General features: G+C 32.6%; 21 protein-coding genes and 1 riboswitch. Of the genes, 19 read left to right on the forward strand and 2 right to left on the reverse strand.

The genetic code is table 11. From position 1 onward, the window contains the following. Positions 1-72 precede the first annotated feature (72 nt). The 3 genes from NR218_RS04190 (at position 73) to NR218_RS04200 (ending at position 3636) form a co-directional block, all read left to right on the forward strand. Positions 73-822: an ABC transporter ATP-binding protein gene (locus tag NR218_RS04190; protein ID WP_049382136.1), complete on the forward strand. Its 750-nt coding sequence runs from the start codon at positions 73-75 to the stop codon at positions 820-822. A 1-nt stretch (position 823) separates the two neighbouring features. After that, complete coding sequence (locus tag NR218_RS04195) at positions 824-2779, forward strand: FtsX-like permease family protein (protein ID WP_265848393.1); 1956 nt, start codon at positions 824-826, stop codon at positions 2777-2779. A gap of 92 nt (positions 2780-2871) precedes the next feature. Next, entirely contained in the window at positions 2872-3636 is a 765-nt protein-coding gene (locus tag NR218_RS04200; protein WP_265848394.1) for a DUF4064 domain-containing protein, read from the forward strand. Between the two features lie 117 nt (positions 3637-3753). Here NR218_RS04200 and NR218_RS04205 read toward each other — a convergent pair whose 3' ends face one another. Then, positions 3754-5046: an LLM class flavin-dependent oxidoreductase gene (locus NR218_RS04205; protein WP_070582677.1), complete on the reverse strand. Its 1293-nt coding sequence runs from the start codon at positions 5044-5046 to the stop codon at positions 3754-3756. Positions 5047-5109: 63 nt separating this feature from the next. Beyond that, positions 5110-5859 (reverse strand): 3-oxoacyl-ACP reductase, encoded by a 750-nt coding sequence (locus tag NR218_RS04210; protein ID WP_145433626.1) that lies wholly within the window; start codon positions 5857-5859, stop codon positions 5110-5112. 123 nt (positions 5860-5982) lie between these two features. Next, positions 5983-6084: riboswitch (TPP riboswitch) on the reverse strand. 276 nt (positions 6085-6360) lie between these two features. Here NR218_RS04210 and NR218_RS04215 point away from each other — a divergent pair. The 16 genes from NR218_RS04215 to NR218_RS04290 all read left to right on the forward strand — a co-directional run bounded on the left by NR218_RS04215 (position 6361) and on the right by NR218_RS04290 (position 24081). After that, complete coding sequence (locus NR218_RS04215; RefSeq protein ID WP_265848395.1) at positions 6361-7953, forward strand: solute:sodium symporter family transporter; 1593 nt, start codon at positions 6361-6363, stop codon at positions 7951-7953. Between the two features lie 90 nt (positions 7954-8043). Continuing rightward, positions 8044-9246 carry a 5,10-methylene-tetrahydrofolate dehydrogenase gene (locus NR218_RS04220; protein WP_265848396.1) on the forward strand — a complete coding sequence of 401 codons (1203 nt, stop codon included), beginning with the start codon at positions 8044-8046 and terminating at the stop codon, positions 9244-9246. Then, on the forward strand, positions 9243-10349 hold the full coding sequence (locus NR218_RS04225; RefSeq protein ID WP_265848397.1) for a 5,10-methylene-tetrahydrofolate dehydrogenase: 1107 nt from the start codon (positions 9243-9245) through the stop codon (positions 10347-10349). The genes NR218_RS04220 and NR218_RS04225 overlap by 4 nt, the downstream gene beginning before the upstream one ends. A gap of 189 nt (positions 10350-10538) precedes the next feature. Further along, positions 10539-11294 (forward strand): zinc-ribbon domain-containing protein, encoded by a 756-nt coding sequence (locus NR218_RS04230; RefSeq protein WP_265848398.1) that lies wholly within the window; start codon positions 10539-10541, stop codon positions 11292-11294. 67 nt (positions 11295-11361) lie between these two features. Beyond that, positions 11362-12099, forward strand: a complete 738-nt coding sequence (locus tag NR218_RS04235) for a zinc-ribbon domain-containing protein (RefSeq protein WP_049419646.1) — start codon at positions 11362-11364, stop codon at positions 12097-12099. Between the two features lie 217 nt (positions 12100-12316). Next, positions 12317-13048, forward strand: coding sequence for a phosphoadenylyl-sulfate reductase (locus NR218_RS04240; protein ID WP_049379416.1), 732 nt, complete (start codon positions 12317-12319; stop codon positions 13046-13048). A gap of 164 nt (positions 13049-13212) precedes the next feature. Then, entirely contained in the window at positions 13213-15066 is a 1854-nt protein-coding gene (locus tag NR218_RS04245; RefSeq protein ID WP_049419645.1) for an assimilatory sulfite reductase (NADPH) flavoprotein subunit, read from the forward strand. Between the two features lie 18 nt (positions 15067-15084). Then, positions 15085-16806 carry an assimilatory sulfite reductase (NADPH) hemoprotein subunit gene (cysI, locus tag NR218_RS04250; protein ID WP_070508439.1) on the forward strand — a complete coding sequence of 574 codons (1722 nt, stop codon included), beginning with the start codon at positions 15085-15087 and terminating at the stop codon, positions 16804-16806. Between the two features lie 35 nt (positions 16807-16841). Beyond that, positions 16842-17606 carry a uroporphyrinogen-III C-methyltransferase gene (gene cobA / locus NR218_RS04255; RefSeq protein ID WP_048761808.1) on the forward strand — a complete coding sequence of 255 codons (765 nt, stop codon included), beginning with the start codon at positions 16842-16844 and terminating at the stop codon, positions 17604-17606. A 33-nt stretch (positions 17607-17639) separates the two neighbouring features. Then, a complete protein-coding gene (locus NR218_RS04260; protein WP_054105909.1) occupies positions 17640-18251 on the forward strand; it encodes an NAD(P)-binding protein in 612 nt (203 codons plus the stop codon). Between the two features lie 21 nt (positions 18252-18272). After that, on the forward strand, positions 18273-19148 hold the full coding sequence (locus tag NR218_RS04265) for a sulfite exporter TauE/SafE family protein (RefSeq protein WP_048761805.1): 876 nt from the start codon (positions 18273-18275) through the stop codon (positions 19146-19148). Between the two features lie 45 nt (positions 19149-19193). Further along, complete coding sequence (gene sat / locus NR218_RS04270) at positions 19194-20372, forward strand: sulfate adenylyltransferase (protein ID WP_049379419.1); 1179 nt, start codon at positions 19194-19196, stop codon at positions 20370-20372. A gap of 18 nt (positions 20373-20390) precedes the next feature. Next, complete coding sequence (cysC, locus tag NR218_RS04275; protein ID WP_048680071.1) at positions 20391-20990, forward strand: adenylyl-sulfate kinase; 600 nt, start codon at positions 20391-20393, stop codon at positions 20988-20990. 426 nt (positions 20991-21416) lie between these two features. Next, a complete protein-coding gene (locus tag NR218_RS04280) occupies positions 21417-22178 on the forward strand; it encodes a CHAP domain-containing protein (protein ID WP_265848399.1) in 762 nt (253 codons plus the stop codon). A gap of 202 nt (positions 22179-22380) precedes the next feature. Further along, positions 22381-22623 (forward strand): hypothetical protein, encoded by a 243-nt coding sequence (locus NR218_RS04285; RefSeq protein ID WP_019835181.1) that lies wholly within the window; start codon positions 22381-22383, stop codon positions 22621-22623. A 165-nt stretch (positions 22624-22788) separates the two neighbouring features. Beyond that, positions 22789-24081, forward strand: a complete 1293-nt coding sequence (locus NR218_RS04290) for an anaerobic C4-dicarboxylate transporter family protein (RefSeq protein WP_019835180.1) — start codon at positions 22789-22791, stop codon at positions 24079-24081. Positions 24082-24497: the final 416 nt, after the last annotated feature.

Genomic DNA, 24497 nt, shown 5'->3' on the forward strand with positions numbered 1-24497 from the left:
TTCTTTTTGTTTTATGATAGTAGTAAGTGATAAATTAAAGAGTTTAATGAAAAGAAAGGAAGCATGGATATCATGTTGTTAGACGTGAATAATGTAAAAAAAACATTTGGGAGAGGTCTGAATGCTACTACCGCATTAAATGGCATTTCATTTAATGTGGATAGGGGTGAATTTGTAGCAATTATGGGTGAATCTGGATCTGGGAAATCCACTTTACTTAATTTAATTGCAACTTATGATAAAACTACTGAAGGTACGATAACGATTGACGAGCAAAATATCCGTCAATTGCGTAATAAAGAAATCGCATATTTCCGTCGAGATCATTTAGGTTTTGTCTTTCAAGACTTTAACATTTTGCCGACAATGACAAATAAAGATAATATCTTAATGCCGCTTGTACTTGCGAATCGCTCACATCAGATGATGCGTCATCGTCTCTATCGCTTAAGTTATCAATTACATATTGAACCACTGCTTAATAAATATCCTTTTGAAATATCAGGAGGAGAACAACAACGCGTGGCTATCTGTCGAGCACTGATTAATGAACCGGATTTGTTACTCGCAGATGAGCCTACAGGTGCACTTGATTCTAAAACATCTAAAACGATTATGGAACTATTTAGAGATATTAATAAAAATGAGCAAACCATTTTAATGGTGACACATTCGGCTGTGGATGCTTCTTATGCCAAACGTATTTTGTTCATTAAAGATGGCCGTTTATATCATGAAATTTATCGAGGGGAGGAACTACAATCAGAGTTTCAAAAACGTATTGCTGATAGTTTAGCAATGCTTCACGAAAGAGGTGATTAAAATGACCTTTCGCTTGCTTTGGACATTAGTCACTCAGAATTTTAAAACACAGCGACATATTATGATTCCATTTATTCTAGTAATCAGTACATTATTTGGTATTGAATTTATTTTATTATCCTTAAACATGAATGCTTCGATTCATAAGCATAGTGATGTTATTCCAGTTTTTATTGGTATCGGAAATTTTTTTATGTGTCTGTTTGGACTACTTTTTATTCTTTATGCTAATCGTTTTATTATGCGACGTCGTCAAAAAGAGCTGGCCATGAATATGATTTTGGGTATGGAAAAAAAGCATTTTAGGTTAATGCTGTTTATAGAAGGAATATATCAATATATTATCATTGGGTGTCTGAGTATTATAGGTGGTTATTTATTTGGTGCATTAACTTATATGTCGTTAAATAGAATATTAGGTTATACGCAGGTCTCTTTAAAAAAATATCCATTTGATATAAGTGCAATGAGATACACCTTGTTGATGTTAGCAATAATGATGCTATTTTTATTTATTGTTAATAATATAAAAATCACTTTTCAAAGTCCTATTAAGTTAATACAGCAGCAACATCCAACGGAAAAACAATGGCCCAAACCTTTACTCTATGTCTTATTGATTGTTGGGATCATAACTGTTGTTGATAGTTATATGATTGCCTTAAAAGATACACTTATTTTGGTTTCTCTACGTAATATTTTTATTGCTCTTATTTTAGTGACAATAGGAACGTATTGCTTATTTATATCATTGAGTGTTTTAGTGATAGATTGGCTTCAAAAGATTCCGAGTGTTTATTATCGACCTAAATATTTTTTTACTATTTCTGGTTTAAGTTCAAGAATGAATTCTAATTCTATTGGTTTGGCTAGTTTAACCATGCTATGTACTTTTCTTATTGTGACTCTAGGAATGAGCGTTGCTACATATCGTAGTGTAGACCAACGTGCGAATCATTTAATGCCAACACAATATCGTATTGAATTGAGTGGAGATGTGCATCATAGTACTACGAGCAAACACAAAGTACGTCAGCTAGAAAATGAGATTAAGAGACATGCTGATGTTGATGCTTTCAGAGAATATACAAGTGGAAGTGTTGCAGTCACTTATAAGAAGGGTTCATTTGTAAAGCGAGATAATGAGAACAGTCCATTGGATTTAAATAGTGTATATTTAATTGTAATGAATCAGAAAGATTACAATACAATCAATCATACGCACCTGCGACTGAAACATAATGAAATGGGAATATTAGCGAATCATTTCATGTTTCAAAAATTAGACCATATCAAATTAATGAATCAAACATTTAAAACAAATCAGTTAAAAGGTGATCATTTTTCATTTCCAGTTCCAGGTGCAGTCACACTTGTTACTCATAATGTAAATCAACAACGTCAATTGATTCATTATTATCAAACAACAGCAGATATTAACTCATACATTGCTTTTAATCTTAAAACAAAAGATACACAATCCATAGACCATATTGAGTCTCAATTAATGAAACAATATGATATTCAAATTGATAAAAAAGATGAATTAAATAAGGAAATGTTTGATATTTATGGTGGTCTCATTTTTGTTGGAACTATTGTTTCTTTAGTCTTAATGATTGGCACATTTACGATGATGTATTATAAGAATATTGCTGAGGGATATGAAGATCGAAAAAACTATCGAATTATGCGTCAAGTAGGTTTAGAAGAAGAACGAATTAAATCTGTTATTAATGACCAAGTAGTTATTATTTTTACTTTACCTATTATAATATCTATGATACATGTACTATGTGCTTCTAAAATGATTTATACTTTGCTTGGTATTTTAGATGTTAATGATATAAAATTATTTTTAACAACTTATATCGGTGTCTTAGTGTTTGTAATGATAATCTATGCTTTGATGTATGTAATGACGTCTCGTGTATATTATCGTCTCATTCATCGTTGATATATTAGTAAAAAGAAATCCTCATTCTTATATATAAATGAGTGTAAGACTTTAGGCAGTAGGGTATAAGGATAAAAAAAGGAGGCGGAATAATGGTAAAACAATATGATGATACAACAAATAGAAATAGTAACAATAACATTAAACGTACAGGGGAACACGTTCTTACTTGGATAGGTGTTGCGATTCAAGCATTAGTTGCAATTATGTTTTTAATGATTAAACCCTTTATTGGTAATGCTGATTTTAAAGAACAAATTATTAATGAAACACAAAAACAAGGCAATGAGGTTTCTATAACAGAAATAAATAATGGTATGGATGCATTAGGTGGTTTATTTAATTTCTTTACATGGGGCGCGTTCATCCCATTAATTCTTGCAATTATTGGCGGTATTTTAATTAATAAAAAACCTAAACTTGCAGGTATCTTATTAATTATTGCAGGTATTTTAGCGATTGCTACAAACTGGATTAGTTTAATTTTATGGTTAATTGCTGGTATTATGTTACTTGTTCGTAAACCTAAGCATGACATGTATGGCAATGGCGGTTATAATGATCATTACAGAAGAGACCATCATGATGTAAATGCAAATAATAATGCATTCATTTTGAATGAAGAAGAAGAAAGACAACAACAACGTTATATTAAAGATCATTATTCAAATAAAAATCAAGCAGCGGACAATAATAATGAAAGATACCACGATACACACGTAAATGATTCAAATGATGACGACTATCGTGATCAACGTTATTCAAATCATAAAACGAATAAACGAAGTAATGATTTTATTCAAGATGAAGCAAGAAAGCTTCAAGAAGAAAAAGATAACGATCCATACAAATATTAATAATATGATATATAAAAGCGATGGTATTCCTAAGTTAATACCATCGCTTTTTACGTTAATTTCTACAATTTCTACTATATGGTTTGGATAAAATATATTAGATAAATGATTTTAATATTAAATTAAATCTAAGTGTTCTCTTAGTGTAGAACCTTTATACTGATGTCGATATAAGCCACGACGTTGTAATTCAGGTACAATGAGTGTAACCACGTCGTCTAAACTATCTGGTAAAGAAGGTGGCATTAAGTTAAATCCATCTGCAACACCCGCATTAAACCAGCGTTCCATTTCATCTACAATTTCTTTTGGCGTACCTATGAGTGTCAGATGTCCACCCCCCGCATTAAGGTAACTTAGCAGTTCTCTGACAGTAGGTTGCTTATCTTGAATAATTTCTAAGATGGTTTCATATCGACCGACGGGACCGTTAAACTCTTCTAAAGAAGGTAGTTTAGGCACAGGAGCATCTAATTCCCACTGACTACAGTCTTGTTGAATGAAAAAACTGAGTTGCTTTAAAGCGGCTTTGATAGGAAGTCGTTGATCAAGTTTTGCTTTCTTTTTCAATGCTTCTTCATGTGTATGACCTACATAAGTGACTAGTCCAGGAAAGACTTTAATATAACGCTTGTGGTCATGTTGTGCCATTTCACTATCTAAGCGCTCGCGATAACGTTTTGCTTGCTTCATATTCCAAGAAACAGAATATACTGCATCTGCATATTTTGTAGCTAATGCAATACCTTGTTTAGATGCACCTGCTTGCATCGCCACAGGTTTTCCTTGAATGCTACTTGGTGTTGTTAATGGTCCATGAACTTGAAAATATTTGCCATTGTGGTGAAGCGGTTTGATATTGCGATTTATCATTGTATGATGATGCCGATTTGGTTTGAAATCTTCAGTATGCCAAGAATCAAACAATCCATTCATGACTTGAGCAAACTCTTCTGCTTTCTTATAGCGTTCATCATGATTGGGTAGATGGTCCATGCTGTGATTTTGAGCTTCGGCATCTGTCATGGAAGTGACTAAATTCCATCCCACTCGTCCACCACTAATATGATCTAAACTAAGTAACTGACGTGCTGCAGTGAATGGATTAGAAAATGTACTTGAAATGGTAGGAACTAATCCAACATGTTGTGTGACTTGAGATATAGCAGTTAAGTTAATCAGTGGATCAAACCAAAAACTTGGCATAGAAGTATAGCTAGGGATAAAAGACTGATTATCTGCGAAAAAGACTACATCTAACAACCCTTTTTCAGATAACTGAGCTAATTCTTGATAGTATTGAATATCACCGATACGTTCAATACTTGAATTGGGAAGTTGCCAAGCAGCTTGATGATGACCACATCCATAGATTAATACACCGAGATGAAGTTGATGTTGATGAGTCAATTTAATTTCTCACTCCAATGTTCATTTTATTTCTATTCTAAGATAAGGAAGACCAGTTATATATTAATTCATGGTTAAACCACCATCGACAGTAATATTTTGACCAGTCATACCATCTGCTGCTTCGCTACTTAAATAAGCAACCATATTAGCAACATCTTGTGGGGTAGTCACTTTACGTAATGGCGTAGTCTGTGCAATTAAATCAAAAACGTCTGGTGTAGTGACGGCACTAGCATCAGTTGTTTTAAGCAATCCTCCTGACACTACATTAGCAGTAATACCATATTGCCCTAATTCGGCTGCAATATTACGTGTGAACCCAATCAACCCAGCTTTAGCTGTTGTGTATTCATGATATGGTACAACAGGATGTTGATATAAGTTTGTGCCAATACTTACAATGGTGCCAGAACCACGCTCTATAAATTGTGGAATGACACTTTGAGTAACATTAAAAGCGCCTTTTAGTGTACCATCAATTTGTTGTTGGTAGTCTTCCCATGATAAGTCTTTAAATGCCTTTTGCGCATTTGGATCAAATTTAAAATTAACTAATGCATTATTGACAACAATGTCAATTTTTCCAAAATGATGTGTTGCCTCATTAACTAAACGATCGACTTCGTCACGTTGTGTGACATCTGCTTGTAAAGCAATGGCATTTTCACCAATCTCATGTGCTAATTGTTCAGCTGCTTCACGACTTTGATTGTAATTAATGATAACTTCAAATCCTTGTTTAGCTAATGTTTTTGCAATGACCGCACCTAAACCACGGCTACTTCCAGTTACTAATACTGTTCTCGTCATAAATATCGTGCCTCCATTTACTTCATTTACAGCAAAAAAATATGCAACCTTCACATTAGGAAAGTTGCATTAAAATAGATATATCATTATTGAGAACAGTTTGACACATCTCAACAGGTTATCTTATTTTATACGACACTTTCCTACGCTAGTATAAGCTAGTTCAGGTTCAAAGGGTTTGAGGTTACACCTCATCTCAGTTTTAAAACACCCCTAGTGCATATGATTTAACTATAGTTTCACTTTATGACTTCTATTATGAGAAGTCAAGCGCTTCCATATAATATTCAACAACATAAAAAATATCATCAAATTTAAAGATAATATTTTATATAATTTATTTATATAATAAATTTAAATATGATAATTGAAAATTAGATATTCTGTGTTTAAAATAAATAAGGCACAAGACATGTACATCATAGAATAGATTAGTTATCCAACGTTAAATGAAAGTTTAACGTTTTTTTATTTTAAAAAATAAGGAGATCGACATTTATTATGAATTGGTTAGCAATTATTTTATTTTTAGCCGTTGTTATTGGAGTCAGCCTTTATGCATTTTGGCGTTCAAGGAAAATAAAGACTGATAGTGCAGGTGGCTATTTTATGGGAGGCAATAGTTTAACAGGATTTACGATTGCCTCAACAATTATTATGACCAATCTATCTACAGAACAAATTGTAGGACAGAATGGTCAAAGTTATGGCAAGGGTATGGAAGTTATGGCTTGGGAAGTCACAGCTGCTGTAGCCGTTGTCTTACTTGCATGGATATTCTTACCCAAATATTTAAGGTACGGTGTGGATACCATTTCTGAATTACTTGAAATGCGTTATGGTACCTTTACTAAACGCTTCGTTTCTATATTGTTTATTTTTACTTATGTTGTGTCATTTTTACCCGTTGTCTTGTATTCTGGTTCATTAATTTTTAATAAAATGTTTAATATTGGGAAATACTTAGGAGTAAGTGATGCAACAGCAACAATTATTATTGCATTTGTCATTGGTGCAGTAGGTGTTATCTATTTATTCATTGGTGGTTTATCACTGAGTGCATTTAGTGATTCAATCTATGGTGTCGGATTAATTATAGGTGGTTTGATTATTACAATTTTAGGTTTACATCATTTAGGTGATGGGAATTTTGTAAAAGGATTCGACCATATGGTCCAACGTACGCCTGAAAAACTAAACGCTTTTGGGGCCATTGATTCAGATGTTGTTCCATGGCCAACGTTATTCTTTGGTATGTTTTTTAATAATTTATTCTTTTGGTGTGCGAACCAAATGATTGTACAAAAAGCATTAGCTGGTAAGAATTTAAAAGAAGCACAAAAAGGTGCGATATATTTAAGTTTATTTAAAGTATTTGGTCCTATTTTTACGGTGATTCCTGGTGTTATTGCATATAATTATTTCAATGGGGGTATAACATCTAATGATAATGCTTATCCTGCATTGATTCAGGCGATTTTACCTGATTGGGGCTATGGTCTATTCGGAGCAGTTATTTTTGGAGCCATATTAAGTTCATTTGTTGGATCATTAAACAGTACAACAACACTCTTTACTTTAGACTTTTATAAACCTATTTTTGGTAAGCGTGCTTCAGATCAACATATTGCACGTGTCGGTCATATCGCGACAGTTGTGATTGGCATTATTGTAGTAGGTATATCTCCACTTATTGCCCTTTTCCCAAGTGGATTATATGCGATTGTGCAACAGTTCAATGGTGTATATAGTATGCCAGTACTTGCATTGGTCTTAGTTGCATTTTATTCTAAGCATACATCTAAACTAGGCGCTAAAGTAGCTTTAGTTACACACATTGTGTTATATGCTGCAATTAGTTTTATGGTGCCACAATTAAATTATCTATATACTTTTAGTTTTATGTTCTTTATTGATTTAGCTATTATACTTGTCTTTAATAAATTTAAACCTTCCAATACGTTTGACTTAAATACTAATAAAGCTAAAGTGGATCTGACACCTTGGAAATATCGATATATTACAGGCGGTATTGTTCTAGGTTTAGTAGTACTTGCTTACATTATCTTTTCACCACTTGTACTTGCTAAATAATTATTTATAAATAGGTGTACGTTTGAAAAGAGTAGACTTTTTCGACGTACACCTTACTTTATATATTTATAAAGAAAGGAGGATAACACAATGCACAAAATCGGTTTGATACCTTCACCGGGTGTATCTCATAAACACGTAGAAGCTGTTATTCCAGATGTAAAAGAACAGCTGAATCAACGTGTGAATGATCAACAAGAATGGGTATTTCAGCTCCACGTTGATTTAATGATTGGCTCAGCTGAAGATGTACATGAAAGTATTGATAAAGCGGCAAAAATGAAAGAGAAACATGATTGGGATTTTGTTGTATGTATTACAGATTTACCAAGTATTTCTGGAAATAAAGTAGTGATTAGTGATTTTAATAATGATAAACAAGTAGCGATGCTATCTTTACCTTCATTAGGTTGGATAGACCTACGACGAAAATTAAGAAATAGTTTAACTTCTATTATTGAACAATTGTATTATTCAACTTCAAGAGTGGCTCCCAAGATTCATCCGCTTATACATCCTAAAGCAGTAGAACCAAATGAAGATGAAACGCCAAAGCAACGTTATATTCATCGATGGTTTATTCTCAGTTGGATTCAACTTATTTTAGGGTTAACACGTGCAAATGAACCATGGAAAAATATTTTTAATTTCAAAAAGATTATTTCAGTTGCTTTTGCAACTGGGACTTATGTATCGATTTTCTCCATGCCTTGGGAACTGAGTATACAGTACTCCATAGTAAGATTTATTATACTTATGCTTATTGCTATCCTAGGTATGACAGGCTGGTTACTCTATGCACATCAATTGATTGAACGTAAAACAGCTAAATCGCAACGTGTGTATCGCTATATTTATAATTTCACTACCATATTCACATTATTTATTATTACACTTTTAAATTATATTATTTTATATCTTTTATTAGCGATAAGTGTATCATTGTTTGTTCCACCAAGTTTATTTAATCAATGGACTAGTGCACATCCTCATTTTACGTTTATAAATTATGTAAAATTAGTATGGTTTGTATCTTCACTAGGTTTACTTGCTGGGGCAATGGGTTCTACTGTAGAGAATGAAGAGAAGATTCGTCAGATTACTTATTCGTATCGACAATATCATCGTTATAAAGAAGCAGAACAAGAGAAGAAAGAAAAAGAACAAGCTCAATCATCTTCTCATGATGCGTCAAATCAACAAGTTGAAGAAAGTGCATCCAATAAACAAAATAATGATAATCAACAAGATGAACATAAAAAACAAGATCATAGAGAGGAGGAAACAACATGAGTGAAGAGAAAACAATTGGTCTCGTGGTGGCGCCAGGAGTGACAGAGAAATTAGCACAAAGTTTAATTGATGACATACCCAATATATTATCAGAACAAGATAATCACCAACGTGACTGGCAAGTTGATCTCGTGGTGGATCCTCTTACTGGTTTTGCGGAAAGTGTGGAAGAAATATTCAAAAAAATTCAAGATTATCATGATAAAAGAGAATGGGATTATATTGTAGGAATTACAGACTTACCTATGTTCTATCATCAAAACGTACTTGCTTTAGATATTAATAAAAAAAATGGCGCTGCCATATTTTCATATCCTGCTTTTGGATGGCGTCCTGTAAAGAATCGTTTTAAACATGCTATCGTAACCATTATTAATGAACTTCATTATTCTGAAAGAGCGCATGTGGGTTATGATGACAATAATAGAGTTAAGAAAGAAATTAATAAACAATTTCCTTTTTCACGTATTGAGAAAACTGAAGTACATTTAAAAGAAACAGGAAACAATCATTTAAGATATTTATCAAATTCACGTAGTCTTGGAATGATGCGACTTGTCAGTGGGATGACCTTTGCGAATAACCCACTGAATATGATGGCAAGTTTAAGTAATATTGTAGCGATTGCTTTTACGACAGGTGCATTCGGATTGATTTTTTCAACCATGTGGAATATGGGTCTTGATTTTTCTGTATGGCGATTATTTGGAATTTCCATCATGGCAATTTTAGGTATGCTCGTTTGGATAATGGTATCCCATGGTTTATGGGAATCTACAAAAGAAGCTAAGCATAAAAGAATTGTAATGTTATATAATTTAACAACTATCATGACTTTATTTATAGCCATTGTTATATATTATATGATTTTATATTCATTATTCTTAATAGCAGAGATTGTTTTATTACCTCCAGGATTCTTAGGACAACAAGTAGGTTTAAAAGGACCAGCCAGTGTTCAACTTTATTTAAGTATTCCTTGGTTTGCAACCTCAATATCTACTGTTGCAGGAGCAATAGGTGCAGGTTTGCTTAATGATCAATTAATTAAAGAAAGCACATATGGTTACCGTCAAAAAGTACGTTATGAAAAGAATAACTAATTAGTAATAATGAAGTGAGAAACACTTCATTATTATTTTTTTATATAATATAATAAATTTATAGAAAACATCTTTAAAGTCATTTAAAATAATGAATAAATATAAGTGTGAATGGATTAAACTAAGACACAGACAACCTACAACACGAACAGAATTATGTGCATCATAAGAAAGAAAGTAGGTAACATCATGAAATTTTGTCCACAATGTGGAAATCAAATTAAAGAAGGTCAATCATTTTGTAATAAATGTGGTAGTGATTTAAAAGCTTTTAAACAATATAGAGAGACTCAATTATATGAAAGTGCGGCATCTCAAAAAAACAAAAGGTGGTCATATATTTTATTCGTAATACTTATAGTAGCTATTTTAATTTCTGGAGGTTTAACATACTATTTCTTTTTTGTGAAACCAGAAATGGTAAAGAGTGAGGAAGTGACAAGCACACATCATAAAACTAAAGAAGACATCAAAAAGACAGTGAGACAAGGAGAGAAAAAATCTAAACAAAAAAATGATAAAGAGACACGTATGAAGTCTCCAAATATTGATGTGATGTCCGAAGATTTTGAAAATACATATTTAAAGAGTGATTGTAGAGACGGCTATTATGGTATTAAGGTAGGTATGACAAAAAATGAAGTTGAAAAATTAATAGGTAAACCTACAGGCATATTGGAAGTGCAAGGGTTCAAATGGAAATCAACGAAATATGGAAATATTACAGTAGATTATAGCCCTAATAATGAAGAAGGTAAGGTAATAGCAGTAGGCGTAAGCCCAGATAATGTAAAAGTAGATGATTTTTTAAGTCGCTATTATTCATATGATAGTTATACACCTACTGAAATTATTTATAACAATGATAAAAGTAACGGATATTTAGTTGCAGTTGATATTGATGGCAATCATATTGCAAAAATTCAGTGCTTAGCTGAAAGATAAAAACAGATATCAACATATTCACAAGCATCTAAGAATTTAACCTCAAGAAGTGAAAGTAGGTAATAAAATGAAATATTGTCCACGTTGTGGGAGTCATATTCATGAAACTCAACGCTTTTGTAATCAATGTGGGAATGATCTAGAAGCATTTGAGCAATATAGAAATCAAATGATCACTAATTCAAAGCGAAAAAAATGGTCTTTTATTGTAATTGTCATTTTAGTTATTGCAATGATTGTCGTAGCATGTTCAACGTATTATTACTTTTTTGTCAGACCAGTAGATGCACCTAAAAAAGATACACCAGTGCATCAAGTATCTAAAAAAGATAGTGAAGAAGGTAAAGTTCCAAATGATCCTGATAAGGAAGGGAAAGAAACGATAGAGAATAAGAAATCACCACAGATTAATGTAATGAGTGATGATTTCTTAGAAAATTTCATGCATAAAAATACATTGAACGGATATATGGGGATAAAGCCAGGAATGACTGAAAAGGAAGTTGAGAGGATAGTTGGAAAATCAACAGGAAAAATTCATATTGATGGTATGGATTATGAATCTATTAAGTATGGAGATTTGGCAGTTAATTACGATCCACACTCTAAAGAAAAGATTGTCACTTCAGTGGGAATTGCTCCAAATAATATAAGTGAAGAAGAATTTATAAGTCATTACAATAATTATGATAAAAGAAATTTTAGAGATATTGTTTATAACAATATCAAAGGAAATGGTTATGAAATTGTAGTATATTTAGATGGAGATAAGGTGGGACTTATATTTGCGGTTCCAGAATATTAATAAAAAAGTGCGAGTCCATAATAGGATATTGCACTTTTTTTATTAATATTATTTTTTTAGTTCGAATAAAAAATGTATTTTTATTTTAAAGCAAATATTCCCTAAACTTTCTTGACTTTCTCCTCAAAACTCGTTAAAGTATTAGCATATTATTCTGACAATTCTGATAGGTATTAGATTAATAAATTTGTAAATACTGAGGAGGGACCATAGGTTTATGTCAGTATCAAAGATAACGTATGAGAGTTTTGATGGTGATCCATTTATTGACTCCATTTCTACTGACGACGCGACAAAGGGTGCCTATGAAATTTTAAAATGGGCTTATACTACGTATGGTGAAGATATCGTTTACTCATGTAGTTTTGGGGCAGAGAGCATGGTACTTATTAATTTGATTTATCAAATTAAACCAGATGCTCAAATTGTATTTTTAGATACAGATTTACATTTTCAAGAAACATACGATTTAATTGATAGAGTAAAAGAACGTTTTCCTAAGTTACGTATTGAAATGAAGAAACCAGAATTGACGCTTGAAGAACAAGCTGAGAAATACAATCCTGCATTATGGAAAAATAATCCAAATCAATGTTGTTATATTCGTAAAATTAAACCTTTAGAAGAGGTACTAGGTGGGGCGATTGCCTGGATTTCGGGACTACGAAGAGATCAATCTCCGACTCGTGCTAAAACAAATTTCATTAATAAAGATGAACGTTTTAAATCGATTAAAGTATGTCCTTTAATTTATTGGACGGAAGATGACGTTTGGGATTATATTAAACAGCACGATTTACCTTATAATGAACTGCATGACCAACATTATCCAAGTATTGGTTGTATTCCTTGTACAGCGCCAGTATTCAATTCAGATGATTCCAGAGCAGGACGTTGGTCAAGTTTTGAAAAAACAGAATGTGGACTTCATGTTGCAGATAAACCGTGATGTAAGGTTTAAAAAATTTTATACAAAAAACATAGTATTCTGATAAGGATTTAAAAAATATTCTATATTCGATTTTTACTGGAAAGTCGAATATAGATTACATAATATAGAGATAGTAAGTATTTTAAAATAAAATAAAGATTGAAATGATAGAGGTGGATGAATTGAATCTAAGTGTTACCAATAGTCCTTTTACTGAAGGACAAGCCACACAAATTAATGAATTATTACAAACACTTACACCAGAACAAAAAGTATGGTTAAGTGGCTATTTAGTCGCAAATCAACAACTTACATCAGGAACATCTGACACACAAGGTTCACAAATAGGAGCTGTTTCAAAGGATACTGAAACAATGCTTCAACAAAATGAACCAACAATTCAACCTGAAAAACGAGCGATTACATTATTATATGGTTCAGAAACAGGAAATGCACAAGGTTTAGCAGAAATATTTGAAGAACGTCTTTCAAATATTGGACATAATGTAACGTTAAAAGCCATGGATGAATTTAAACCTAAAAATCTTAAAAATGTTGAAGATTTATTTATTATTACTTCCACACAAGGTGAAGGAGATCCACCGGATAATGCAGCCGAATTACATGAATTTATTCATGGTAGAAAAGCCCCTAAATTAGAGGGAGTAAGATTTTCAGTACTTGCATTAGGTGACCAAACTTATGAGTTCTTCTGTCAAACAGGTAAAGATTTTGATAAAAAACTTGAAGAACTTGGTGCCGAACGATTATATGAACGTGTTGATTGTGATGTGGATTATGAAGAAGATGCCGAAAAATGGATGGCTAATGTCATTAATACTATTGACTCAGCACCTGAAGGTACACAAAGTGAACAAGTTGTAAGTGAATCAATTAAATCTGCGAAAGAGAAAAAATACTCAAAAGCGAATCCATACCAAGCTGAAGTATTAGAAAATATTAATTTAAATGGTAGAGGATCTAATAAAGAAACACGTCATATTGAATTCTTATTAGATAATTTTGGTGAAGAATATGAAGTAGGAGATTGCTTAGTCGTTTTACCACAAAATGATCCAGCTTTAGTTGAATTACTGATGAGTACATTAGGATGGGATCCGGGAGATCAAATTCAAATCTCAGAAGATGGAGATACGATTTCTTTAGAAGAAGCATTAACATCTTACTTTGAAATTACAAAATTAACGAGACCATTACTTCAAAATGCAGCAGCATATTTTGATAATGAAGCGTTAGAAGACAAAGTTCAAGATAGTGAGTGGATACAAAATTATATTGAAGGTAGAGATTTTATTGATTTACTCAATGATTTCCCACCTGAAGAATTAGAACCTGAAGATTTATATCAAATCCTTAGAAAATTACCTCCTAGAGAATATTCTATATCAAGTAGTTATCAATCATTACCTGATGAAGTTCACATTACGGTTGGTGCAGTAAGATATAATACACACGGTAGAGATCGTTCAGGTGTATGTTCCGTTCAATTTGCTGAACGTATTCAACCAGGAGATACTGTTCCAATTTATCTTAAACGTAATCCAAACTTTAAATTTCCTAAAGATGGAGATACGCCTGTTATTATGATAGGACCTGGTACAGGAATTGCGCCATTTAGAGCACATATGCAAGAACGTGAAGAATATGGTTATAAAGGTAATACGTGGTTATTCTTCGGCGATCAACACTTTACTACTGATTTCTTATATCAAACAGAATGGCAAGAATGGTTAAAAGATGGTGTTCTTGAAAAAATGAATGTCGCTTTCTCCCGTGATACAGATCAAAAAGTATATGTACAACATCGCATTGCTGAACATAGTAAAGAATTTAATGAGTGGTTAGAAAAAGGTGCATCTATCTATATTTGTGGTGATGAAAAAAATATGGCTAAAGATGTACATCAAGCTATTCGCAATGTATTAGTGAAAGAACAAAATTTAACTGAAGAAGATGCTGAAAGCTACTTAAAACAAATGAAAAAAGATAAACGTTATCAACGTGACGTGTACTAAAGAAAGGGTGGAGAGTGAATGGCTAAAACGATTAAACAAATTGCTGATGAGTTAAATGAAAACCTTGATGCGTTAGAACATTTAAAAACTGAAAGTAATTATTTACGCGGTACGATTGAAGAAGGTTTAGCAGATCCTTTAACTGGTGCTATTTCTGATGATGATACCAAATTACTTAAGTTTCATGGGAGCTATCAACAAGATGACCGAGATGTACGTGATGAACGTCGTAAACAAAAATTAGAACCTGCATATGCTTTCATGATTCGTGTGCGACTACCTGGAGGTAAAGCAACACCTGAACAATGGATTGCAATGGATGATATTTCTAATAATTATGCGAATCATACATTGAAATTAACAACACGTCAAACATTCCAATTTCATGGTATTTTAAAACGAAATTTAAAATCATCTATGAAAAAAATTAATGAATCAGTGTTAGATACGATTGCAGCATGTGGGGATGTTAATCGTAATACAATGTGTAACCCAAATCCATATCAATCAAATATTAATAAAGAAATACTTGATTATGCTACAGCTATCAGTGATCATTTATTACCTAAAACGAATGCCTATCATGAAATTTGGTTAGATGGAGAGAAAGTGCTTGATTCTAAAGAAGAAGTAGAACCAATGTACGGGGAAAAATATTTACCACGTAAATTTAAAATTGGTATTGCCGTACCACCATCAAACGATATTGATGTATTTTCACAAGATATTGGTTTAATTGCAATTGTAGAAAATGATGAACTCGTTGGATTTAATGTGGCTATTGGTGGCGGCATGGGTATGACGCATGGTAATCCAGATACATACCCTCAAGTAGGACGCATTGCTGGATTTATTCCTAAAAATAAAGTCATAGATGTATGTGAAGCATTACTTACAATTCAACGTGATCTTGGTAATCGTTCAAATCGTAAAAATGCACGTTTTAAATACACAGTAGATCGTTTTGGTGTAGATAATATTGTTAAAGAATTAAATACACGTCTAGGCTGGGAAATCAGTGAAGCTCGTGAATTTAAATTTGAACATAATGGCGATCGTTTAGGTTGGATTGAAGGTGAAAAAGGTGTATGGAATTATACATTATTCATTCAAAATGGACGTGTAAAAGATACAGAAGACTATAAGTTAAAAACGGCGTTAAGAGAAATTGCAGAAACACATACTGGTGATTTTAGATTATCTCCAAATCAAAATTTAATTATTGCTAACGTAACTGAAGAGAAAAAAGCAGATATTCAATCTCTTATTGATAAATACGGTTTAACTGATGGTAAAAATTATAGTGGTTTAAGACGTAATTCAATGGCTTGTGTAGCATTTCCAACTTGTGGTTTAGCAATGGCTGAATCAGAACGTTATTTACCAACGCTATTATCTAAAATTGAAGATTTATTAGATGAAGCTGGTGTTAGTGAAGAAGAGATTACTATACGTATGACAGGTTGTCCTAATGGTTGTGCAAGACCTGCATTAGCTGAGATTGCATTTATTGGTAAAGCGCCTGGCAAATATAATATGTATTTAGGCGGAAGCTTTAACGGTGATCGCTTAAATAAACTATACAAAGAAAACATCGATGAAAAGGAAATCCTTGAAAGCTTAAGACCAATTTTAATGGATTATGGAAAATCACGTCTCGAAGGTGAACATTTTGGCGACTTCGTTATTCGTTCGGGTGTAGTAGCTAAAGTTCATGATGGTAGAGATTTTCACAGCTGATTTTTAAAGAAATAGAAGGCGAACGGGGTGATAAGATGGGAAAGGTTTATCTTGTAGGTGCAGGACCTGGTGATCCTGATTTAATAACTGTAAAAGGTATGAAAGCGATTCAAGCGTCAGATGTGATTTTATATGATCGCTTAGTAAATAAAGAGATTTTAGATTTTGCAAAACCCAACACAAAGTTCTTCTATTGTGGTAAAGATCCAAATAAGCATTCATTGCCACAAGAGGAAACAAATCGTATGTTAGTGAATTTAGCGAAAAAAGGTCATACCATTACACGATTAAAGGGTGGCGATCCTTTCGTTTTTGGACGTGGTGGTGAAGAAGCAGAGATATTAGCGGATAATCAAATTCCATTTGAAGTTGTTCCTGGTATTACATCAGGAATTGCAGCTCCTGCTTATGCAGGAATTCCTGTTACTCATAGAGATTATAGTTCCTCAGTTGCGTTTGTTACAGCTGTGAATAAACCAGGTATGACGAAAGAAGCATATTGGGAACATTTAGCGCATGGTCCTGAAACATTGTGTATTTATATGGGGGTAAAACGTTTGCCTGAAATTTGTGAACTATTAGTGCGTCATGGTAAGTCAGTAGATACACCTGTAGCGCTAGTACATTTAGGGACAACAGTTTCTCAAAAAACAGTCACTGGAACATTAGGTAGCATTGTACAACGTGCATCTGAAATCAAAAATCCTGCAATGATTGTGATTGGTGATGTTGTAAATATGCGCCAAAAAATTAGCTGGTTCAAAGAACAAGTATCAGATGTTGAAATGACATTACCATAATTTGAAAAATATCTAATATAGGAGGACGACAATATGAACCATATGCCGCTCATGATTGATTTAAACCAGAAATCGATTGTCATAGTAGGTGGCGGGAAAGTTGCAACGAAACGAGCTTCAACTTTAATCGAATATTGTGCTGATGTTCATATTGTTAGTCCTAATATTTCAACAACTTTAAAGGAATTATTAGATAACGAAAATATCACTTGGAGTCAAAAAGAATTTGAGCCACAAGATGTTGAACATGCCGACCTTGTAGTGATTGCCACAAATAATAACGACGTCAATACAAAGGTGTTAGAAAGTGTTCCTCATCATGCATTGTGTAATCATGCTTCGAAAGCCCAAGTTGGAAATGTTACGATTCCAAGTATTTTAAAACGTGGAAAACTTTCTATTAGCGTGTCAACCAATGGAGCAAGTCCTAAATTGAATAAAAAAATTATTTCAAGAATAAGCGATATGTACGATGAATCATATGAAATGTATATTGATTTTTTATATGAAAGTAGACAACTAATTAAACGATTATCAATCGAGCCATCTAGGAAACAGGAGTTATTACAACACATTTTATCTGATGAGTATTTAGATGAGGTTAAGCAACGAGAATTCACACGATGGCTTCATTTGCAAGTTTAGGTATGAAGGGATATGTGATATATGAGAAAATTGTTTATATTTGCATTAGCTGGATTTTTAGCACAACTTGTTGATGGATCACTCGGAATGGGATTCGGTGCTTCCTCATCATCCATATTATTAACATACGGCATAGCACCTGCGATTGTTTCAGCAACGGTACACTTTTCAGAAATAGCAACGACTGCTGCATCTGGTACATCACATTGGAAATTTGAAAATGTACATAAGCCAACCATGTTGAAACTCGCAATACCAGGATCAATCAGTGGATTTATCGGTGCAGCATTATTAACTCAAATACATGGTGACTATATTAAACCTTATATAGCACTATTCTTACTTTCAATGGGTTTTTATATTTTGTATCAGTTCTTATTTAAACGTCACAAAGCCATTCATACACACGTAGGCACACTTAGTAGTGCGAAACTTGTTCCACAAGGAGCCGTTGCTGGTTTTCTAGATGCCATTGGTGGTGGAGGCTGGGGACCAGTCAATACACCGTTGTTACTTGCAAGTCGTAAAATTCAACCACGCTATGCCATTGGTACAGTGTCTGCAAGTGAGTTTTTTGTAACACTTTCAACATCATTAAGTTTTATTATCTTTTTAGGATTTACCCAAATTAATTGGTGGTTTGTCATTGCATTAAGTATAGGCGGTATGATTGCCGCACCAATTTCAGCCTATTTAACTAAAATATTACCCATTAATATTTTAGCAATTTGTGTAGGTGGTCTTATTATTTTTACAAATAGTAATGCTTTAATGACGTATTTCATCCAAGACACTACAGTGACAAATGTTATTCGATTCGCAATTATTTGTGCGATTATTGTATTAGTTATTATTACTATTATTCGTAACAAAAAATTGTCTTTTTCTTATAAATAAAGCCGAGTAAACTAATCAAAATAATTAGAAAAGGAGTTATCAACGATGCCAACAAATGAAGATATTATCAATTATACAATTAAGCCACATGGTGGAGAGTTAATTAATCGAGTTGTAGAAGGAAAAGAAAGAGAAGCATTAATTGAAAAAGCGAACGCTTTTAAATCATTAACTTTAAATCCTTGGTCAATTTCAGATTTAGAATTAATAGCTATTGGTGGCTTTAGTCCACTTACTGGATTTATGGGGGAAGCGGATTATAAAAAAGTTGTTGAAGATACACATCTTGAAAATGGACTAGTATGGAGTATTCCTATCACTTTACCTGTCACTGAGACACAAGCGAATGAACTTAATATTGGTGATGATATTGCTTTATATGGTGAAGATGGCATACTTTATGGTACTTTAAAACTTGAAGAAAAATATACGTATGATAAAGAAAAAGAAGCTCAAAATGTCTACGGTACGACTGAAGAAGCCCATCCAGGTGTCAAAAAAGTATATGAAAAAGGAAATGTTTATTTAGCAGGTCCTATTCAATTAGTAAATCGTCCTAAACATGATGAATTTTCAGATTATCATTTAGATCCTGCTGAAACACGTCAATTATTCAAAGACTTAGGGTGGAAAACAGTAGTCGGATTCCAAACACGTAATCCTGTCCACCGTGCACATGAATATATTCAAAAATCTGCATTAGAAATTGTAGATGGCTTATTATTAAATCCTTTAGTTGGCGAAACTAAAGCGGATGATATCCCTGCAGATGTACGTATGGAAAGTTATCAAGCTATCTTGAAAAATTACTTTCCTAAAGATAGAGCACGTTTAGTTATCTATCCTGCAGCGATGCGTTATGCAGGTCCACGTGAAGCAATTTTACATGCTACAGTTCGTAAAAATTATGGTTGTACACATTTTATTGTTGGACGTGATCACGCAGGTGTTGGTGATTATTATGGTACTTATGAAGCACAAGAGCTTATCTCTCAATTTGAAGATGAATTAGATATTCATATTTTAAAATTTGAACATGCATTTTACTGCGAAAAATGTGGCAATATGGCTACAGCTAAAACGTGTCCACATGATGCATCAGACCATGTACATTTAAGTGGTACGAAAGTAAGAGAAAAATTACGTAATGGCGAATCATTACCAAAAGAATTCTCAAGACCTGAAGTTGCAGAAGTATTAATTAAAGGATTAAGACAAAAGTAATTTGGGGGAGTATATAAAATGAGTCAATCAACAAATATTACATGGCATGATTCAGAAGTAACTAAAGAAGATAGACAACGTCAAAATGATCATAAAAGTGCTGTCATTTGGTTTACAGGTTTATCTGGTTCTGGTAAGTCAACAATCTCTGTGGCACTTGAAAAGGCTTTATTTGAAGAAGGCAAACATTCATATCGATTAGATGGCGATAATGTCCGTCACGGTTTAAATAAAAACTTAGGTTTTAGTCCAGAAGACCGTAAAGAAAATATTCGTCGTATCGGTGAAGTAAGTAAATTGCTTGTAGATGCAGGAACAATTGCAATTACTGCATTTATTTCTCCATATAGAGAAGATCGTGATGAAGTACGTGACATTCTAGAAGACGGAGAATTCATTGAAGTATATACGGAGTGTAGTGTAGAAGAATGTGAGAAACGAGACCCTAAAGGTTTATATGAAAAAGCACGTTCAGGTGAAATTAAAGAATTTACAGGAATTAGTGCACCTTATGAAGCGCCAAAACATCCTGAAATAACTATTAATACTGAAACACAAAGTATAGATGAATCAGTTGAACATATTCTTAATTACTTAAAAGAACACCAATATATTTAATGAATAACCAAACGAGTGAGATAACGAATTCAAAATGAATGTTATCTCACTCGTTTTTTGCTATACATTCTTGAAAATAATAAATAATATTCCCCTATGTTATGAAATAAAACATATTTAAAATAATCAGATATATTACATCATTTGTAATGACACTGTTGATTAAATTGATAAAAAGATTGATATTAAAGTGTTTTGATGATGTAACAAAAGAGAGATTTAATTACAAAAACCGTCGTATTATTATGATTCAATTACAAGGTATTAACAACGCCCACAAACGCTTGTTTATCTGATAAAGTATGTCTTGTCGTTAATTAACGAGAAAAAATAATTCGAAGTAATTTAATATTGAGATGTCATTTGAAAGTAGCCACGTGATAAATAAAAGAAGAATGTTTTAAAATTCTAGGAGGATATTTAATTATGAAAAAAATCGCTACAGTAACTATCGCCACAGCCGGAATCGCTACAGTTGGATTTGCGCATCATGACGCACATGCAGCGGAAAATAATGGATATAACCCTAATGACCCAACTTCATATAGCTACTCTTATACAATTGATCAACAAGGTAACTATCATTACACATGGCAAGGTAATTGGAGTCCTGATCGTTTAAATCACACTAATGATTCAAATAATAGTCAATCTAACTATAATAATTACAATAATAATAACTATAATTACAATAGCAATTATTCATATACAACAAACAACAATCAATCTTATACAACTAATAATACGACAGGTGGATTAGGCGCTAACACTGCGTCAACATCAGATAGTAATGTAAAAGTTACAACTCAAAGTGCACCAAGAACACAATCAACTGCTTTAACTCAAGCATTCTTAGGTAAAACAAATTCAGGTGCGAATTACTATACTTGGGGTCAATGTACATATTATGTATATGACAAAGTTGGTGGCACAATTGGTAATACTTGGGGAAATGCAAATAACTGGGCTAACGCAGCAGCGCAATCTGGTTATACTGTAAACAATACACCTAAAGCAGGTGCTGTAATGCAAACGACTCAAGGTGGTTATGGTCACGTTGCATATGTTGAAAGTGTAAATAGTGATGGTTCTGTTACAGTATCTGAAATGAACTATCAAGGCGTAGGTGTAGTATCTACACGTACAATTTCAGCAAGTCAAGCAAGTTCATACAATTACATTTCATAATTTAAGGAAATGAACTATTAAAAAATTGGTTTAAAATAATGACTAAGATGTTTAAAAGAGCAAGTATATGAATTCAAAACGAATTCTACCTTGCTCTTTTTTATTTTTAAAAATTATATTTAATATGATTTAAATCGCTTTATAAAGGGAATATATAACTACTAGTTCTTATAGTGTTCAAATATAAAGGTGGTGATTCACAATGGCGTTAGGAGTACTTCAATGGATCCTAGTGATCGCAATTGTGGTAATTACGATTGGCGTCATATTTGGTCTCATTTGGGGTTCGCTTTTTGAGGAACGCTTTTATAGAAGTCGTTCTGAAAAAGAAGAAGAAGCACGTATTGAGAAAAATCTTAAAATGGCAAAAGGCCATACCGATGATGACGTAGCATATGATGAAGAAGGTCGTGCATCACTCAACGAAGATGATAAAAAACAATAAATATTCATAAACCTTTAAGAATCTGTTTGATTTTTAAAGGTTTTTTCTTATCAAAATATTTATATTAATTAACTTTATGCAAATATATACTTTTAACAAATAAAAGTGATAAAATAGATATGTTAAAAAATTCACATGAATTATTTAAAGTTAGGAGTTATTATAATGCTACTGTTTATAGTAGAAATTATCATAATGATTGTAGCCATTATGCTAGGATTGCGCACAGCAGGTGCTTTAGGCTGTGGTATTTTTGCTATTGTGGCCCAACTGATTATGATATTTGGTTTTCAACTTCCTCCTGGTTCTGCCCCTGTTACAGCAGTCCTAATTATTCTGGCAATTGGTATAGCTGGAGGAACGTTACAAGCTACAGGCGGAATTGATTATCTTGTCTATCTTGCTTCGAAAATCATTGAACGGTTTCCAAAATCAATTATTTTTATTGCACCGATGATTGTATTTGTCTTCGTATTTGGAGTAGGGACTGCAAACATTGCTTTATCACTAGAACCTATTATTGCTCAAACCGCAGTAAAAGCTAAAATCCAACCTAAGCGACCACTCATTGCTTCAGTATTAACTGCTAATTTGGCTTTACTTTGTAGTCCAGCTGCATCCGCAACAGCCTATATTATTTCAGTACTTGCAGGTCATGACATTTCAATGGGTCAATATTTGAGTATTGTCTTACCTACATCATTAATCACTATGTTTATGTTAAGTATATTTTGTACGTTTGTAGGACGTAAAAATACAATTACTAAAAGTGAAATTGCTCATACACCTGACGTTGATGTAAATCATGCTTTTTCTACTAGAGTAAAGATAGGTGTTTTAGCATTTATTTTTTGTGTGTTTGGTATTCTTACGTTTGGTATTTTTCCTCAATTCATGCCTTCGTTTAATGTCAATGGAAAAGAGGTCACTGTATCAATGACAGAAATTGTACAATTCTTTATGTATTTAAGTGCAGCAATTAATTTGTTAATGTTAAAAGTGAATACGAGTGATATTCTCTCTTCTAATATTACACAATCTGCTATTGGTGCATTATTTGCAGTACTCGGACCTGGTTGGTTAGGTGCGACAGTATTTAACGCACCTCATAATTTACATATCATACAAAATGATGTAGGTAAAACGATTCAACACATGCCCTGGCTTGTGATCATTCTTGTAGCTGTAGTAGCGATGATTGTTATTTCACAAACAGCAACAGCATCGATTATGGTACCTATCGTCATGAGTATGGGAATTCCACCCATGTATTTTGTAGCAATGGTACAAACATTAAATGTTAACTTTGTTATACCTGCACAACCAACGTTATTATTCGCAGTTAATTTAGATGAAACAGGACGTACACGACCTACAAGCTTTATTATTCCAGGATTCTTTGCAATAGGTGTTTCAGTTATTGTTGGTTTTATAATAAAAATAATATTAGGATATTAGTTTATAATAGAGTATTAGTCATATAAACAATGTAAAGTTTCATGAAAATTTAATAGATTGAGAAGACCTTTTGTGCCTTTTTGAATATTGAAGAGAAGAATGTGAATTCTATTATGAATTGCATTTTTCTCTTATTTTTAATTTAAAACAGAAAATGTCAAAAAAATATATATTCATTAAAAGTGAATAAAAATTCAATATTTATAATTTAATATTTGTTTAAAACGTTTATTTTTAATTTAACACTATTGATATAGTTAAATTTTTCGATAGTTTCAATGGAATAAAATATATAAATATTCAGTTTTGCTCAAATAATTTTATGAATGTAATTTGCATTTTTATTTAATTTTAGATATTGTCATCATGTGGTTCATTCACGTAAATACATTATAAGTCGTACATATAATATTCAA

It is taken from the genome of Staphylococcus sp. SUC_1.2 (genome assembly GCF_026222585.1).